Source organism: Methanohalophilus portucalensis (assembly GCF_002761295.1).
GTDB classification, from domain to species: domain Archaea; phylum Halobacteriota; class Methanosarcinia; order Methanosarcinales; family Methanosarcinaceae; genus Methanohalophilus; species Methanohalophilus portucalensis.
The window spans coordinates 843,188-859,235 of sequence record NZ_CP017881.1 but is presented as its reverse complement, the minus strand read 5'-3'; the positions used below and the strand labels follow the sequence as shown (position 1 = coordinate 859,235).

The window sequence follows — 16,048 nt, the reverse complement described above, 5'->3', positions numbered from 1 at the left end:
AAAAACAGGTTATAATATGGATAAATTACAATCATTACTTGAAGAACGTGGGCCGATCAAAAAAATAGGAGTTATCGGTATGGGTTATGTGGGCATTCCCGCAGCAGCCCTGTTTGCCGATTCTGCGGAGTTTGACAAGGTGCTGGGTTTCCAGCGCAATTCTCCAACTTCCGGCTACAAGATCGATTTGCTAAATAGTGGGGAAAGTCCGCTGAAGGGCGAGGAGCCCGGTCTGGAAGATTTATTGCAGAAGGTAGTTGAAAAAGATAAGTTCGAGTGCACTCCCGATTTTTCCCGGCTCGGTGAGATGGATGCGGTTACACTGGCCATACAGACCCCGTTCAAGGACCCGAAGGATCTGCTGCCGGATTTTTCGGCACTGGAGGCCGGGATTCGCCATGTAGGCCAGTATCTGCAGCCCGGTATGCTGGTGGTGCTGGAATCCACCATCACTCCCGGAACCACTACAGGTATGGCCAGAGAGATCCTGGAAGAGGAATCCGGTTTGAAAGCAGGCGAGGATTTCGCCCTGGCCCATGCACCGGAACGCGTCATGGTGGGCCGTCTGTTGCAGAATATCCAGGAGCATGACCGTATCGTGGGTGGGATCGATGATGTCAGTACTCAAAGAGCCGTGGACCTGTACGAGCCGGTGCTCACAAAGGGTCGTGTAATCCCCATGTCCGCCACTGCAGCCGAGGTCACCAAGACGTCCGAGAATACATTCAGGGACCTGCAGATTGCCGCTGTCAACCAATTGGCCCTGTACTGTGAGGCCATGGGAATCAATGTCTATGATGTACGGGAAGGTGTGGCAAGTCTGAAAGGCGAAGGCATCACCCGTGCGATACTGTACCCCGGTGCCGGGGTGGGCGGACATTGTCTGACCAAGGACACCTATCATCTGGAGCGCGGTCTGCAGATCGCCAAACAGGCAGACCTGGATTTCCCTCAGGAACCTTCGCTCTACGTCACGGCCCGCCATATCAATGATTTCATGCCAGAGCATATGTACAATCTGACAGTGGAGGCCCTGGCGCGTATCAATAAGAATATCGCCAATTCAAAAGTGGCAATTCTGGGCTGGGCCTTTCTCAATGATTCGGATGATGCCCGGAATACACCGGCCGAGCCCTATAGGGATCTATTGATCGATGCTGGTGCAGAAGTCAAAGTACACGATCCGCATGTCCTGCTGTATCCGGATGTGGAGATCTCGCAGGATATGGAGGAAGTACTGGACGGGGTGGATGCAGTGGTGGTCTTTGCAGGGCACAGGCAGTATTATTCCTTGGAGCCCCGGCAGTTGCAGGAGTTGTCCGGACAGACACATCCTGTTATCGTGGATGGCAGGAATGTGGTGGAGCCGGATGCTTTCATTGATGCGGGGTTTGTGTATAAGGGGATTGGCAGAGGGGATAAGAACGGACATGAAGTGAAGTGAGATGATTGCCCACTTGATATATCCCTTCTCTAATTTTTTCAGATAAAGGTTGATTTTTGTTTGGCTATTAGCTAACGTGTAGTGGGTAGTGTATTATGTGAGGGAATCAATTCAAAATATTTAAATATGTTCAGACAATTCTCTTTATTTGTTGATTCACCTCATAAAAGTTCAACAATTAATATGTTGATTTCCAAATAGTATAAAATATTCAATCAATCTAAATTAGAGATTTTATGTCTAATTTTTATTGATGAGGGTGGGAAATTAGCAGAGAAAAATAAAAGAGGGCGATTTGTATGAACAACAAAGAAATATTTTTAAAAGCAATACATGAAAAGAAAAAAGTAGAAGTATTCTTTGATTCTCAGGATAAAGGAAAATCAGACGAATCTGTATTCCTTTTGACTATGGGCCAAGTAGAAGATATAGTGATATGAGTGATCGTTATCATTTCTATGATTTAAATAGTCCTGATGGAAAGCATAATTTGTCCCCACTTCCCGGGCAAATAATCAATATTGATATACTCGACGAATCTTTTGACCCAGCAAACTATGTGAAGTGGACTCCAAATTGGTTTATTGAAAGAGACTGGGGTAAGTATTCTTAATTTTATTTTTTTTGCAAAGGGAGGGTGACATATTAGAATTCACAGCATTTATGTTGATGGCTTTCGTTGCTTATGTGATTTCAAATTAAATTTTGATGATGAAATTACATTGCTTGTAGGAGAAAATGATAGTGGTAAAACATCTTTGATAAAATGCATCGATATTTTTACAGGCAAATATTCTCCTGATACCGATGATTTTACTAATGGTAAAGAAGAAATGAAAATGGTTCTGGAAACAGATAGTTTTGAATATAACATGATATGTACAGATAAAAGCAATCTTCATGTTGAGTTTTCTGCAATTCCCACTGTAAATTTTGTTTCTTATGTCAAAGATTATCTTGGATCATTGAGTGAATCAATTGCTAATGCTGATGATGAAAAAATAAGGGAATTAGCAAAGATGCTTGGTATCACGGTCCGTTCGAATAGTAGAGCGGATACCTTGGTTTCCAATATTTTTGAGAAATTAAGTGATGAAAATCCTGTTATTGAAGGTGTCAATTTACCCGAAATGAATGAAGTACAAATCGATGGAAAACATTTTGAGGATATAGAATCTTTTTTTAGTGAAGTTTTTCTTAAAGATAAAAAGAAGGAACTATGGAATACAAAAGTTGGTGATAAAACAATTGAGGAAATTATTCAGGATGAACTGGATAGTTATGCAACTACTATCTCTGAAGAACTAGAATCGAAAGGAATATTAACAAATATACAGCAATACTTAAAAAATCTAACTGATATTAAAGTTGAACCTTCTTTTGAACCTCGAAATTTGAGTCTTTCTCCAAAAGTTCTCTTCATGGAAAATAATCAGGAAATTCTGGTTGATAAGAAAGGAGATGGTACCAAACGTAGAATTTCTTTGGCTTTATTGGAATATAAGGCCAGTAGTGAAGGTGCCAGTTCAGATTCAAAATTATATATTTTAGATGAACCTGATACGCACTTGCATGTCAAAGCACAGATAGAATTGCTGAACGTTCTTGAAACTCTTGCAGACAGGGGATGTCAGGTGATATTCACAACTCATTCTCCGTTTTTGATCAATGCAGTTAAACCCAAACAAATAAAATTACTTTCCCAACCAACTTCCAATTTTACCAAATTAAAATGTCTTGAAGATAAACCCGATGAGTCTGACAAAATATTAAGTGATTTAGGAATTGAAAATATTTATTTGTATTTTGCTAAAAAAATCATTATTGTAGAAGGAGATACAGAAAAAGAATTTTTGCCCCTCATATATCAAAAGATAAATAATCGAACTATGAACCGCGATTTGATTAAAGTAATCAATACTGGGGGTATTAAGAATATTCATGGATTTGCGAAAGCCTTGTTGGAGTTGTTTGATCAAAACAGTATTTTTATTATCAAAGACAATGATGCAAGTGAAGATACCGCAAAACTGATTGACAAATTGAAGATTCCAGATGCTCATCAATTTACAATTGGGGAAAAAGAGTTTGAAGATGCATTTTCAGACGAGACATTATATAAATCTTGGGAAAAATATTTGGAAACACATGGTAAAGATATTGCCAGGTCACAATGGAATTTGGATAATATAGCTTCTATAAGAGATAAATGTTCTACGAATTCTGAGATAAAATTCAGTTCAGAACTTAAGACTCTAAATAAAGGAAGTGGCAAAAAGTTTACTAAAATAATTTTTGGTAAAATACTAGCCGATTATTGCGATGAATCAAATATTCCATGTGAAATTAATCTGTTATTTAGCAAGATTTAACATAATTTCTTATATGTTCATGATTCACTTTCTCTTTTTCATCGAATCCGGCACTATTGGTAATATTTCCAGTAAGGATTGCAGTTGTGAATCTGTTTTCAAAATGTACAGGTAATAGGTAATACACAGAGAAACAGCCACTCCTGTAATCAAATAGAGATTATCACTAAATAACCTTAGTACAACAAGTACAAGTGCAGCCGGGACGAACAACTTAAAACTGGAGAATACTATCTTGCCGGCAGTGGAGTTTTTGACACCTGCATAATGCAGCATCTTCAGACAAAGGTAGCCGTAAACAAAAATCCCGGATATTGCAAATAATCCTAAAGCCACATATACATCGCCCAAGTATCCACCTATCAGAAGGGAGAGTGCTCTTGTGATCAGATTGAAGATATTATATTTTAGTCCGAATTCTTGTTTTTCAAATACCACATAAAGGGTACTTAAGGGAGATGAGATAAACCATATGAATCCCCAGATACTCAGAATCTGAACATAGACTCCTGCTTCCACCCATTCCATCCCCAGAATTACACCGAATATTGCATCTCCTGAAAGAGTAAGAATGAGAATTGGAAACAGTCCGATCAGTACCAATATTCTGAATACATTTTCCACAAGTACATTCAGAGTACCTTCCTTTTTGGATTCAGTGGCTCTCTGGTAAAATACCTGGGAGATGGAACGGCCAATAAAACTCATGGGCATCTGCAACAGGCGAAATCCAAGTGAATAAAAACCTACAATAGCAGAATTGAAAAAGGCTGAAAGCAACAGAACGGGTAGTTGCCATGACAGGGAATTAAGCAGGGTTGACCAGGTGTCTATGAGTGGGAATTTTTTATATCGCCGGATTCCGGCACCAAGACTTTTAAAATTAACCTGCCTGACATATACTCCTTTTTTGAAAGCCGAATGGATAAGGGTCATAACGGAAATAACTTTGCCTACCAGGGACCCGAGAATCAGGGATATACCACTTACATACCCGAGCCCTCCTGCCCCCACCTGTGTGCCTGCCTGTGAAAGGGACGCAGATATCCTTGCATGGGACATATTCTTAAATTTCTTATTGCGGGAATTCCAGAAATTCAAAGACAGAAACATACCCTGCAGAAAAATGAATAATGGGATGAGATATACATAGTTTCCCAGTTCCTGTGCATTGAATATTTGCATAATAGGGTTTTTGAATAGAAGGAACAGAATTGCCGTTATGGCCGAAAAAAGAAATGCCACCACAATACTTAATATCAACTGAGTATCTGCCTCTTCCTTGGAATCAGGCAGCATAATACTCATTTCATATCTGAAACATGCAATTCCTCCCAGTATCCCGCTCAAAGAAACAAACAGTGCAAGAATCCCGAAATCAGAAGGAGAATAAATACGACTTAATATAGGTGCAACTGCAATAGACACTATCTGGGCAATACCCGTACCACCCACAAGGGTCAGGACATCTGATGCAAATCTTTTTTCACTGGTACTTTTGGAAGGCATTATATCTCCAATTATCGCAAACAACCTTCAGATTGTCCTTTAAAAGAAGAGAGTCTTAATAAAGATATTGATGCCGATGGATTAGGACTTGGGATTCAATATCTCACAGATCCTTCCACTGGCATTGCCATCTCCGAAAACATCTGCCTGTGTGGAGTTGTCTTGAAAACTTGCAATACTCTCCAAAATCTCCCCATACTCCGCTCCTACCAGCACATTCCAGCCAGCCTCCACGGTCTCCACCCACTCAGTATTCTCCCACAGAGTGACGCAGGGCACACCCAGCATGTAGGCTTCCTTCTGCAACCCTCCAGAGTCGGTCAACACCTTCTTTGCACTACCTGTGAGTTTGAGTATGTCCAGATAGCCCACGGGTTCTGTAAGCACCAGATTTGCCCTGGCTTTTTCCCACGGGCCGTACTGCTTCATGTATTTGGCAGTCCTGGGATGTACCGGAAATACGATTGTTTCTCCGCAGTCCACAAAGGCATTGATAATGGAGGTGAGGTTTTGCTTGGAATCGGTGTTTGAAGCCCTGTGCACGGTGGCAAGCAGGTACTGCCCTGCACTGAGGTCCAGATCTCCAAGAATTGTGGACTTTTCCTCTGCGATTTTGCTGTTGTAGAGCACAGCATCCATCATCACATCACCCACATTGTGGATAACGAAGGCGATCTCCTTATAATAATTGATTTAGTTCTGAATATCTTCCAATATACCTGAGTTTTGGACAATCACGTTCCACTCGAACTGTTTTGCTAATTCTCTGTTATTTTTAGACATGTTTGCATACAGTTCTTTATCATTTAAGAGAATGGAAATTTTCTCGGCGAGATCTTCCGGATTTCTTGATTCATATAATAGGCAGTGTTCTTCAGGCTTTAACCAGGCTTCTTTTCCAATAACATCAGCAACCACAATGGGTTTACCTGCAGCAATATATTCTTTAGTTTTTCTTGATGAAAAAAAATCAGGATATTGTGAATGGAGGTCCTCTTTATCATAAGGCAGAACACAAATATCAAAACGGTTCAATATAGAATAAGTTTCTATTTGTGGTAATTTTCCTGTGAATAAAATATTTGGTTGATCTTTATACTTATCAATTTTCTGGGCAGCCTTATACCCGTAACCAACAATCACAATCATGCAATTTGACAATAAAGATACAGATTCACAAATATCTTCTATATTCATGAATTCTTCCCAGTTTCCAATAAACCCTATTACTTTCTTATCTTCGGGGATATCTACAGGACACTCTGCTTCTGTAGATTCGATTCTTTTTACATCCACACCATTTGGAAGTAAAATGCATTTATCACTGTATTCTTCAATCTGAGCTTTGATGCCATTACTTACTACAATAATGCCATCTGCATATCTCAAGATGAATTTGTCAATCCATTTAACAAAAAATGCTCGTAGGTTTCGGTTTAGTTGTTGTAATTCAACATCAAATTTGCCATGGAAGTCATAATATATCTTTATTTTTAATAGTTTTAGGAAAGGATATAATAGGATGGTGTCATATCCCCTTAAAAAGACATAGTCTATTTTGTTTATAGTAATAAAATAAAATATGTATAATGCTATTTGGAACCTGAACAAAACACGTTTCAATAGCCTATATTTGCTTTCTTTACCTTCTAAGTTAAGTTTAGGTTTAATGCATATTAAATTATCTAAGCATATACTACTATTTTTACTTTTCTGCATCAATAAATATGTTTCAGGATAATATTTTGTTATCTCTTCAAATATATGTAATGCTCTTGAAGATTGGACAATACTATAACCCGGATTGTACCCCATCAAAACAATTAAACCTTTTTCTGGATGCATCAGAATTCCTCATTGTTAAAAAGTCAAATTATAGTTGCTAACTCAATATTTGTTTCATTCTTTAATTAAATCATAAATATTGGTGTTTGAATTTATATGTAAATCTGTTTCAAAAAAAGATTTGTTATTGGATATTTTATCTTCAGGTCAATCCCACCATTTAATATCAAGGAGTTGGTTAATAATATTTGCATTAAATCTATACTTGATTAACATTTGGTAAAATTATAACATTATCCCCTATCCAGCAAGCATTTCCTATTTCTGATTTGCCTTTTGTGGTCATGATTTCCATAAAACCATATTTTGACTGTAATTTGACTTGCATATTAGGATAATTATAATGATGATTATTAGTTCGAACCCTTAAATTACTTGCAATAGCACACCATTTACCTATAATACAATGACCGTCAATGAAAGCTGGACCATTTATATTAGTATGTTCTCCTATGGAGACATTCTCCTATGTTTGATTTTGGGTGAACGATTATATCTTTTTTTCGAAATTGAGGGTATTTGAGAGCATTTATTACTCTCCAATATATTCTTCTTTTAAAAGCGGTTTTTGCAACTTTTATTTTATAATGCATTAAGTTCACCTACAATTCAATTTTGGTAAAAAAGTTAAATCATCATAGTCATTTATGCCTATTTTTTTAATAGTATTAGATATTTTTGAAACTTGTTCATCCGATAAATATTCACTCCATCCTTTGAGTTTTTCCATGCCCGATTTATCTTCAGACCAATATTTTGATGTACTGCTGGGCTGATTAAGTTTGTTCAAACAATTTTCAGGGACTTCATTATAACCCCATTCTGAAAATATTTTCTCTAGCACTACATTTCCCTTCAATACCAAATCTTCATAATAGACGATTTGTATGTTATTTTCCCACAATTTAGCAGCTAATACATCACCAGCCCATGTTACTGCTAACTGTTCCTCCAGAGAACTAGCATTTTCTATAACACTTTTAATATGTGGATATTGTTTGATTAGATTTTCATCAATATGTGGATGGTCATCCCATCGACCCATTCTAAGTTGCGATGCAATCACAGCACAAGGATGACGGATTATAACCACTGGTTTTGGGATGTTGAAATGTTCATATAGATATCCAACAACTCCGTTACCACGTACAAATTTAATAATCAGCCTTTCATTCTTAAATGTTTTAAGAATGTTCCTTGGATACTTGACTAATCTCAAAGTATGGAAATTGAGGTTTTCACCTTTCAATAATTGTTTAAAAAATTGTTTTGAATCATCGGTTTCTTGATTATTGCCATCTGGTAGATATAGTGGCCTTTTAGAGAAAACGTAATTATGTTTTACAGGATTTCCTTCCTGTAAAGGTTCCCAGATTAAACGACTTTTCTCTGACGATGCAATCACTTCTGCAAGCCATGTAGTTCCTGATCGAGGACTTCCACTAATTAACCATGGATTCTCATTTCTTGAATGATATACTTTATTTATAATTTTTGATATAGGATTAATTAATCCTCCAGAAAAAGTATTTGCTAAATATTGATAGTCCATAACATTACTCTCCCATTTTTATTATTAGTATCTCAAGTGTGACAGTATTCATTTTTTGATGAATAGACCATTTCCTCTTTGAATTCCAATTTTCCTCTTTTTCAGGAAAACAATTTTTTTCACTATGCCTGAGTTTTGTACAATCGTGTTCTACTCAAATGTCTTACCAATTCTCTGCTATTTTTACACATGTCTGCATACAATTCTTTGTCATTTAAGAGAATAGATATTTTTTCGGCCAAATCATACGGATTTCTTGATTCGTATAATAGGTAATTTTCTCTAGGTTTTAATTAGGCTTCTTTTCCAATGACATCAGCAACCACAATACTAGTATTGCTGTAACTTATAAATATTTTCACCTGATTATGATAAATTGAAGATGCACAAGATATAGTCATTATATAGAAAATACTTACATGCAATTTATATTTCTGTATCATCTAAATGCATTATTTATGAATAGATATACATGCAAAACAAATATTAATGATGTCATCAATCTTCATCCACTATGAAAAATAAGTTGTTTGATAAATTTAGTACTAATTTTTCATTAATTCTTATTGTTTTAGTTTTACTTGGATTAATATTTGGTTATATATTAAACAACGTCAGCATCTTATTAAAAGGACTTGTATTGATAATTCCTATGGTTGCTGTAGCCATTATTTTACCATATATATACAAACATGAAATCAATTTAGGCACAACTATATCGATGTTTTATTTCAAAAAAATAACATTAAATAAAACATTTGTAATTTTTTATTGTCTTTCTATATTGTGCTTGCTGGTTAATTTTGCAAGACCTTGGTATTATTTTATGATATTAATTATTCTGTACGGAGTAATATATATTCAACTATTTTCAAATAATTTCAATAAGAATTTAGTGTTATTAGAATTATTTGTAGTATTTCTAAACTTCACCTATGGTGTAACTTTCATATACCCTTTATTTTTTGGAACAACTGATATTTTACCTCATATAAATATGTCTAGAATGATTTTTTTGCAAGGACACACACTTACGGGAAACATTGGTTATGAATATTTTCCCTTGTATCATATATTGATAGCTTCGTCTTCCCAATTGTTCAATATAAATATACAATCTTCTTTATTTTTGGTTACTGGTACTTTTTCTGCAATAACAATTCTGTTTTTATACTATATATCTGAGAAAATAGTCCATAATACACAATTGTCAGCTTTCATCTGTCTATTATATTCTTCGAGTTCGGTTGTATTATTTTCGGGTCCAAATTCAGTTACAAGGAACCTTGCTTTTTTTGGTTTTATTATTTTTTTGTATTTTATATACACTAATTATAGTAAGAATGATATCACATTAAAATCATTATCTATAGGAATAATTATCTTTATGGTCCTTTCTCATCAAGTTTCATTACCTCAAATATCGATTGTTTTATTACTTCTTTTTATATGTGAACATATAGTTAATACCAAAAAACATTTAGCCGGCAATTTGTATCTTTTGTACAACATATTGTTTTTGTCTTATTGGTTCTATGTAGCTTATATGTTCGCAAGTAGAACTATAGGACAACGTCTTGACTTAGATATTTTGTTAAGACCACTATTGATTTCGTCTGCCTCCGGTTCTGTTGGTACTGAACAGACTATGAGCCTTTCTTTTTATATATTTTCTAATTTAGACATAATAATATTTCTTTTTATGAGTTTAATAGGAATTGGTTATATTATCAGAAAAAAACCAAATACATATCTTAATGTTGTAGCTCTTTTTTCGATTTTAGCATTGGTACTGTATGTAAAAAATCCAATTCATTTGTTGTGGCAATTTTTGGACTTGTTTCAATTTGATCGACTAAAATTAATTGTTGCCCCATTTATGGCAATTATAATGGGATTAGGTTTCTATGTATTTTCCAAATATTTATTAAATAACAAACGTATCCCAGCACAAAAAATATTATTAGTATCTTTGTTAATCTTGTTTGTTGGTCCATCTCTTATCTATAGTGTGCCAGATGGAAATGCATTTCAGGATGGAAATAGGCTTTATTTCAATTCACAAGAAATTGAAAGTTATGAACATACTTCTATTTATTTATCAGAAAAAACAATTTATACCGATTATGAAACAAATAGATTTTTGACGAGCAACAATATTAGAAATACTGATATTATACGCGATGTAAACAATTTTGGAAATACAGGGGGCTATGCAATTATACGGGTTGGAAAGTTTTTAGAATACGGTTTACCCTTTAGGTCACATCATACACCAAAAGTCGCATCTAGTAATTATAGGTATTTACCAAATGAAAATAACACTCTGAATTTATTTGAACGCCTGGATATGCAATCTAAAATATACACAACTTCTTCAGTATCTATTTATGATATGAAATGAACATAAATTGCCCTTAAATGCAAATATGAAGCATTTATATCGCATTAAATATATTCATATATTCTTCAGCTATTATCTCCCAATCCAGATTGTTTTCAGCATATTTTCTCGCATTAATTGAATGTTCTGAATTGTCTTTTTCCAGATAACTAACTACTTCATTTCCAGCTCTCTGTAAATCTTTAAAATCCACCATAATTCCACAATTTGCTTTATTAACAACATCAAAGTTAGATATGTTTGATACTATACAGGGTAAACCGGAAGCCATGGCTTCAGAAAGTGTCAAAGGAGGTTCTCCGCCTTCATATCTGGAAGATATGATGAAATAATCAGCGCAAGCATATAGTTCAGGTTTACTGTCTTCTTCTACATATCCCAAAAGGATTACATTATTTACTCCTTTTTCATCGATGTATGTTTTGACTTTGTCAGCTAACACTCCACGCCCTGCAATAACAAGGGTAGAGTTATGTATGCTTTTATTAATCTGGAAAAACACATCTATCAATTTAAACGGATCTTTTTGTTCTGTTAACCTCCCTACACTTAATAGTATCAAATGATTTTCTGGAATATTGTATTTTTTTCTGATTTTTACTTTTGTACTTTGAGTTTTGAATTTCTTCGTATCTACTCCATTTGGTATGAAAGAAATTCGGCTTTGATTTATCCCCATGCACTCTAATTCTTTGCAAACATTTGTACCAACGCCTGTATATCTGACAGTAGGGTCCAAATGCGTCAATGAATATTTTTCTATATAAGATACAACTTTTTTGTATGTTCTAACCTTCATAGGATAATTACTGTTCATTGCATTTCCATAGTAGGTAGAATTCATTGTTATCAGGCAATGTTCAAAGGGATTATTATTTAGGAAAAATGGGTTGTGGCACCACACGACTTCAAATTCATCAGAATTTTTCATAAAATAATCGGATACTTTTCTCCAATAATTAATTAAACCAAAAATTCTATATTTTTCAATTAGTTTTGTGCTTCCAAGTTTTATGTCCGGGCCCGTAGGAGAACAAACAGTACACTTAACTCCTTTTTCTTTTAGTTTTTCAACTACATTGTATGCCACATTTGCAATTCCAGATCCATATGGATAATATTCGGTAGCACAAACTAACAATTTCATAGAATCAACAACGAAAATCTTTTTTGATTTGTTTCATGTAGTTCATCAGACCACATCTGATATCCACACTCGGCTCATATCCCAATAATTTCTTACTTAAACTAATATCAGCAAGTGTATTCTCTGCATCTCCTTTCTGTTTGCCTGTATAATTAACCTCTGAATCTGAATCCGTAATTGATCGCAGATTCTCGATTAAGTCATTAACACTAATCCTGTTCCCGCTGCCAATATTCAATACCCTGCCATCTGTCCTGGAGTTACCCAGTAATCGCTGGTTTGCCTCCACGACATCATCAATATAGGTGAAATCCCTTGTCTGCTCACCGTCACCAAATACAGTTATCGGCTCGTTTGCAAGCATTTTCCGGGTAAATATCGAAATAGCCAGGTCAGGCCTCATTCGTGGACCGTATACCGTGAAATAGCGCAGAGATGTTGTAGGCAATCCATATACTTCATAGAAAACCCTGCAGTACTGCTCGGCTGCAAGTTTACTCACGCCATAGGGTGAAACCGGTTGGGTTGGATGTTGTTCATCAAAGGGCAGGTATTGCACTTTCCCGTACACAGATGAGGAAGATGCATTGATCACTTTCCTGACATCTGCATCCATTGATGCCTGAAGTACATTTAAGGTTCCCAGCACATTAATGTCATTTGGTTTGAAAGGGTTTTCTACAGAGATCCTCACGCCTGCCTGGGCTGCTTCATGATACACATAATCAACCGTACCATCGATTATTTCTTGCATTTTATTCAGGTCAGTAACATCAGAATTGACAAACGTCGCATCTCCGCTGTTTAGGACAATGTCTATGTTTTTCTTTTTCAATTCAATGGAATAATAATCATCCAGATTATCCACAATTACAATCTCATGGCCCTCTTTAGCAAGTTTTTCTGCAATATGGGAACCAATGAAGCCGGCCCCGCCTGTAATCACGATTTTTGACATTATCTCACCTTTGTCACTTTTGACCTACAACAGTGAAAGAAACTGCATGATGGGTGTCTTTTTGTTGAAGAGGATTAAGTAAAACTCCAATTATTTTAAACATGAAAAAAAAACACACTCATTATAAATATGTGTATTATGTCGAATATAGATTTGTAATGTTTGTCTTTTATGTTCCACACCACACCAGAAAATAAAAGATATTCTATTACATCATATATGCCATAAGAACCATAAATGTTTATAGTATTAAAACCCGTTTTTTCCAATTCATATTTTAATCCATAGTTAGTAAAACGTCTAAAATCATATGGATCTGAATGAATGTGTTGTAAAAAAGGCACACTAATAAACACGAATCCATTTGATTTAACACATCTATATATTTCAGAAAGAATTATACTAGGTTCTCTTACATGTTCTAACACAGCGTTGCAGATAATGTAATCAAAACTATCATTTTTAAACGGGAGTTTGTGTGCATCACCTATTACAGATACATTTTTTGAATATGTTAGGTCATAAGAATAATATTCATCTCCAGGTTTAAAACCCAGTCTATCAATGAAATCTCTTCCGCCTATATCTAATACCTTACCTGATACTGTAGACATTTCCCTTTTTAAAAATTTCAGATCTTTTCTGCTGAAATTAGTATAATTCAAATAATCACTCCACCAAATTAGCGTATATCAGCAACGTTTTCTTCACAGTATCCTTCCAGGAATAGTTTGCAACCACATTTTCCCTGCCACTGTCACCCAATTCCTTTGCAAGGCTGTTGTTAGCTAATAATCTTGATATGCTATCTGCCAGTGTCCGTGGATCCTTCACCGGCACAAGCAATCCGCTTCCTTCCACTATGTCTACAAGCTGGGGGAGGCGTGTGCATACAACCGGGACACAGCATGCCATTGCCTCCAGAATTGTTCTTGGGACTCCTTCCTCCAGACTTGGCAGTACAAAGACACTCGACTGCTGGTATAACTGCACAATCTCGGAATTCGGGATGAACTCCTCCATCCTGATATCCTTCTCCAGATTGAGATCCTGAATTTTTTGCACAATCTTGCTTTTATCTGGCCCTTTCCCGATCATTGTGAGGGTTGCATCAGGATGCTCTGATTTCAGGATATTGAACGCATCGATAAGGTAATCTACCCCTTTACCCTTTGCATACCTGCCAATCCAGAGCAAGCTTTTCTTATCAAAAGCAGGCTCCTGTGCAGGAATGAAATGTTCGGTATCGATTCCGTTGTGAATTACTTCTATCTTTTCAGACGGTACTTTTAATTTGAGCAGTTCTGCCTTTTCAGATTCCGTGTAACAGATGATCTTGTCTGCAGCATTAAAGGTGAATTTGGCACCGGTTGCTGTATAAATATCCTGGAACCACGGTGGTGCTGTCTGGGAATTGAGCCCATGGTTTGTAATTACCAGTGGAGAGGAACCTAGTTTTCTAATTATTGCACACAGGTTTGTGGAAAAATAAAGATGGGAATGGGCATGGATAACATCATAATCATATCTGTTTTTATAAAGTGAAAATAACATATTCGGCATAATAGAATTGCCGAGAAGTTTAATCAGAGGTTTGAAACGTTTTATTTCATACCCACCTCTTTTTTCATGAGCGGGTTTGTCATTGCTGCCTGCAGTATAAATATCCACATGGTTTCCCAGTTGAACCTGTTCTTTTGACATCTCATGGACATGTAAACCTACACCTCCAACAACATCCGGATAAATATCAGCAGCAACACGCAGTATTTTCAAATTCAACCCCTCCAATCCTTTATTTCATCCTCAGCATCATCCGTTTCATCGAATCCAGCATAATCCCGGTAAAAGCCATGAAAGTACCCACAAGCATCAAAACAACCATCAGTATGGTCGGGCCAAAATGCAGGGCTCCTCCGTGATAGAAGGTCTGCAGAGATCTCAAACCCAGATACAGTCCGAATACTCCAAAGACCACGCCGGGTACTGTGAAATAATACAGAGGCCTGTGGAATTCCATATCCTTAATTACATTAACCAGCACCCCAAGACCGTGTTTTACCGGATTTTCTGTTGAGCAGTCCACATCATACCTCACCCCGATAGGCACTTCCCTGATCCGCAGGTTCGCACTGGCAGCCTCGGCCAGCATCTCGCTTTCGATGGCCAGATTGCTGCAATGGAAACTGAACACACCGGCAGTATCGGTCTTAAATGCCCGGAAACCACTCTGGGAATCGGTCAAATTGATCCCGGTATTCATGCTGGTAGCGGTATCCAGGACCGACTGGCCCACACGACGATAGGCAGGCGTGTTTTCATCATTACCATCCATATAACGGCTGCCATTGACCAGATCTGCCTTGTCTTCCACAATGGGTTTTATCAAGGTGGGAATGTCTGCCGGGTTGTGCTGGCCGTCGGTATCCATCGTAATAATTATATCTGCATCTCTGGCTTCTTTAAAACCGCTCTTAAAGGCAGCACCCTTGCCCATGTTCTGCGGGTGCTGTACAACTTCTGCTCCTGCCTAGGTGGCAACACAGGTGGTCCGGTCTTGGCTGCCGTCATCTACAACAATGACCCTGTCCACATATTTTTTCACAAGAAGCACCATGCTTCCAATGGCAATCTCCTCATTAAGTGCCGGCAGGATAGCAGCCACGCTGGTCAGAAAATCACCGCCAGTGAATTTAATGGAATTTTGTTAATTTATATCACCTTGTGAAATATTATTATGGGATTGGATTCATCCTATTTAACTATGTTGAGATACATCTAATCCTTATTATAAAAAAGACATTGTTATCTAAATAT

The 16,048-nt window shown here is 36.6% G+C and carries 13 protein-coding genes and 1 pseudogene; 4 read left to right on the top strand and 10 right to left on the bottom strand.

Annotation, left to right across the window (positions count from 1 at the left end; all coding sequences use genetic code 11):
• Positions 1-16 precede the first annotated feature (16 nt).
• The 3 genes from BKM01_RS04500 (at position 17) to BKM01_RS04490 (ending at position 3,816) form a co-directional block, all read left to right on the top strand.
• Positions 17-1,444 (top strand): nucleotide sugar dehydrogenase, encoded by a 1,428-nt coding sequence (locus BKM01_RS04500; RefSeq protein WP_085503712.1) that lies wholly within the window; start codon positions 17-19, stop codon positions 1,442-1,444.
• A 299-nt stretch (positions 1,445-1,743) separates the two neighbouring features.
• Positions 1,744-1,884, top strand: coding sequence for a hypothetical protein (locus BKM01_RS10940; RefSeq protein ID WP_200807990.1), 141 nt, complete (start codon positions 1,744-1,746; stop codon positions 1,882-1,884).
• Between the two features lie 204 nt (positions 1,885-2,088).
• Positions 2,089-3,816 carry an ATP-dependent nuclease gene (locus tag BKM01_RS04490; RefSeq protein WP_085503713.1) on the top strand — a complete coding sequence of 576 codons (1,728 nt, stop codon included), beginning with the start codon at positions 2,089-2,091 and terminating at the stop codon, positions 3,814-3,816.
• Between the two features lie 24 nt (positions 3,817-3,840).
• On the opposite strand, the gene BKM01_RS04485 is transcribed toward BKM01_RS04490, so the two are convergent.
• The 4 genes from BKM01_RS04485 to BKM01_RS04470 all read right to left on the bottom strand — a co-directional run bounded on the left by BKM01_RS04485 (position 3,841) and on the right by BKM01_RS04470 (position 8,722).
• Complete coding sequence (locus BKM01_RS04485; RefSeq protein ID WP_085503714.1) at positions 3,841-5,325, bottom strand: oligosaccharide flippase family protein; 1,485 nt, start codon at positions 5,323-5,325, stop codon at positions 3,841-3,843.
• Between the two features lie 81 nt (positions 5,326-5,406).
• Positions 5,407-5,979: a UDP-N-acetyl glucosamine 2-epimerase gene (locus BKM01_RS04480; protein WP_257790284.1), complete on the bottom strand. Its 573-nt coding sequence runs from the start codon at positions 5,977-5,979 to the stop codon at positions 5,407-5,409.
• Between the two features lie 39 nt (positions 5,980-6,018).
• On the bottom strand, positions 6,019-7,170 hold the full coding sequence (locus BKM01_RS04475) for a glycosyltransferase family 4 protein (protein WP_085503716.1): 1,152 nt from the start codon (positions 7,168-7,170) through the stop codon (positions 6,019-6,021).
• A 598-nt stretch (positions 7,171-7,768) separates the two neighbouring features.
• The gene (locus tag BKM01_RS04470; protein WP_085503717.1) at positions 7,769-8,722 is read right to left on the bottom strand and encodes a sulfotransferase; all 954 of its coding nucleotides are present in this window, start codon (positions 8,720-8,722) and stop codon (positions 7,769-7,771) included.
• Positions 8,723-9,236: 514 nt separating this feature from the next.
• Between BKM01_RS04470 and BKM01_RS10900 the strand changes: the two genes are divergently transcribed.
• Positions 9,237-11,126, top strand: coding sequence for a hypothetical protein (locus BKM01_RS10900; protein ID WP_085503718.1), 1,890 nt, complete (start codon positions 9,237-9,239; stop codon positions 11,124-11,126).
• A gap of 34 nt (positions 11,127-11,160) precedes the next feature.
• Here BKM01_RS10900 and BKM01_RS04460 read toward each other — a convergent pair whose 3' ends face one another.
• The 6 genes and pseudogenes from BKM01_RS04460 to BKM01_RS11145 all read right to left on the bottom strand — a co-directional run bounded on the left by BKM01_RS04460 (position 11,161) and on the right by BKM01_RS11145 (position 15,896).
• Entirely contained in the window at positions 11,161-12,273 is a 1,113-nt protein-coding gene (locus BKM01_RS04460; RefSeq protein ID WP_085503719.1) for a glycosyltransferase family 4 protein, read from the bottom strand.
• A 4-nt stretch (positions 12,274-12,277) separates the two neighbouring features.
• Positions 12,278-13,231 carry an SDR family oxidoreductase gene (locus BKM01_RS04455; protein WP_085503720.1) on the bottom strand — a complete coding sequence of 318 codons (954 nt, stop codon included), beginning with the start codon at positions 13,229-13,231 and terminating at the stop codon, positions 12,278-12,280.
• A 95-nt stretch (positions 13,232-13,326) separates the two neighbouring features.
• The gene (locus BKM01_RS04450; protein ID WP_085503721.1) at positions 13,327-13,896 is read right to left on the bottom strand and encodes a class I SAM-dependent methyltransferase; all 570 of its coding nucleotides are present in this window, start codon (positions 13,894-13,896) and stop codon (positions 13,327-13,329) included.
• Between the two features lie 4 nt (positions 13,897-13,900).
• Positions 13,901-15,007, bottom strand: coding sequence for a glycosyltransferase family 4 protein (locus BKM01_RS04445; protein ID WP_085503722.1), 1,107 nt, complete (start codon positions 15,005-15,007; stop codon positions 13,901-13,903).
• 19 nt (positions 15,008-15,026) lie between these two features.
• Positions 15,027-15,743: pseudogene (locus BKM01_RS04440) on the bottom strand (glycosyltransferase family 2 protein); the annotation flags it as partial.
• An 18-nt stretch (positions 15,744-15,761) separates the two neighbouring features.
• Entirely contained in the window at positions 15,762-15,896 is a 135-nt protein-coding gene (locus tag BKM01_RS11145; RefSeq protein WP_257790283.1) for a glycosyltransferase, read from the bottom strand.
• Positions 15,897-16,048: the final 152 nt, after the last annotated feature.

Excerpts from the sequence above, each read along its gene's own strand:
- BKM01_RS04500 (WP_085503712.1), top strand. The coding sequence starts at position 17 with ATGGATAAATTACAATCATTACTTGAAGAACGTGGGCCGATCAAAAAA.
- BKM01_RS10940 (WP_200807990.1), top strand. The coding sequence starts at position 1,744 with ATGAACAACAAAGAAATATTTTTAAAAGCAATACATGAAAAGAAAAAA.
- BKM01_RS04485 (WP_085503714.1), bottom strand. The coding sequence starts at position 5,325 with ATGCCTTCCAAAAGTACCAGTGAAAAAAGATTTGCATCAGATGTCCTG.
- BKM01_RS04475 (WP_085503716.1), bottom strand. The coding sequence starts at position 7,170 with ATGCATCCAGAAAAAGGTTTAATTGTTTTGATGGGGTACAATCCGGGT.
- BKM01_RS04470 (WP_085503717.1), bottom strand. The coding sequence starts at position 8,722 with ATGGACTATCAATATTTAGCAAATACTTTTTCTGGAGGATTAATTAAT.
- BKM01_RS10900 (WP_085503718.1), top strand. The coding sequence starts at position 9,237 with ATGAAAAATAAGTTGTTTGATAAATTTAGTACTAATTTTTCATTAATT.
- BKM01_RS04460 (WP_085503719.1), bottom strand. The coding sequence starts at position 12,273 with ATGAAATTGTTAGTTTGTGCTACCGAATATTATCCATATGGATCTGGA.
- BKM01_RS04455 (WP_085503720.1), bottom strand. The coding sequence starts at position 13,231 with ATGTCAAAAATCGTGATTACAGGCGGGGCCGGCTTCATTGGTTCCCAT.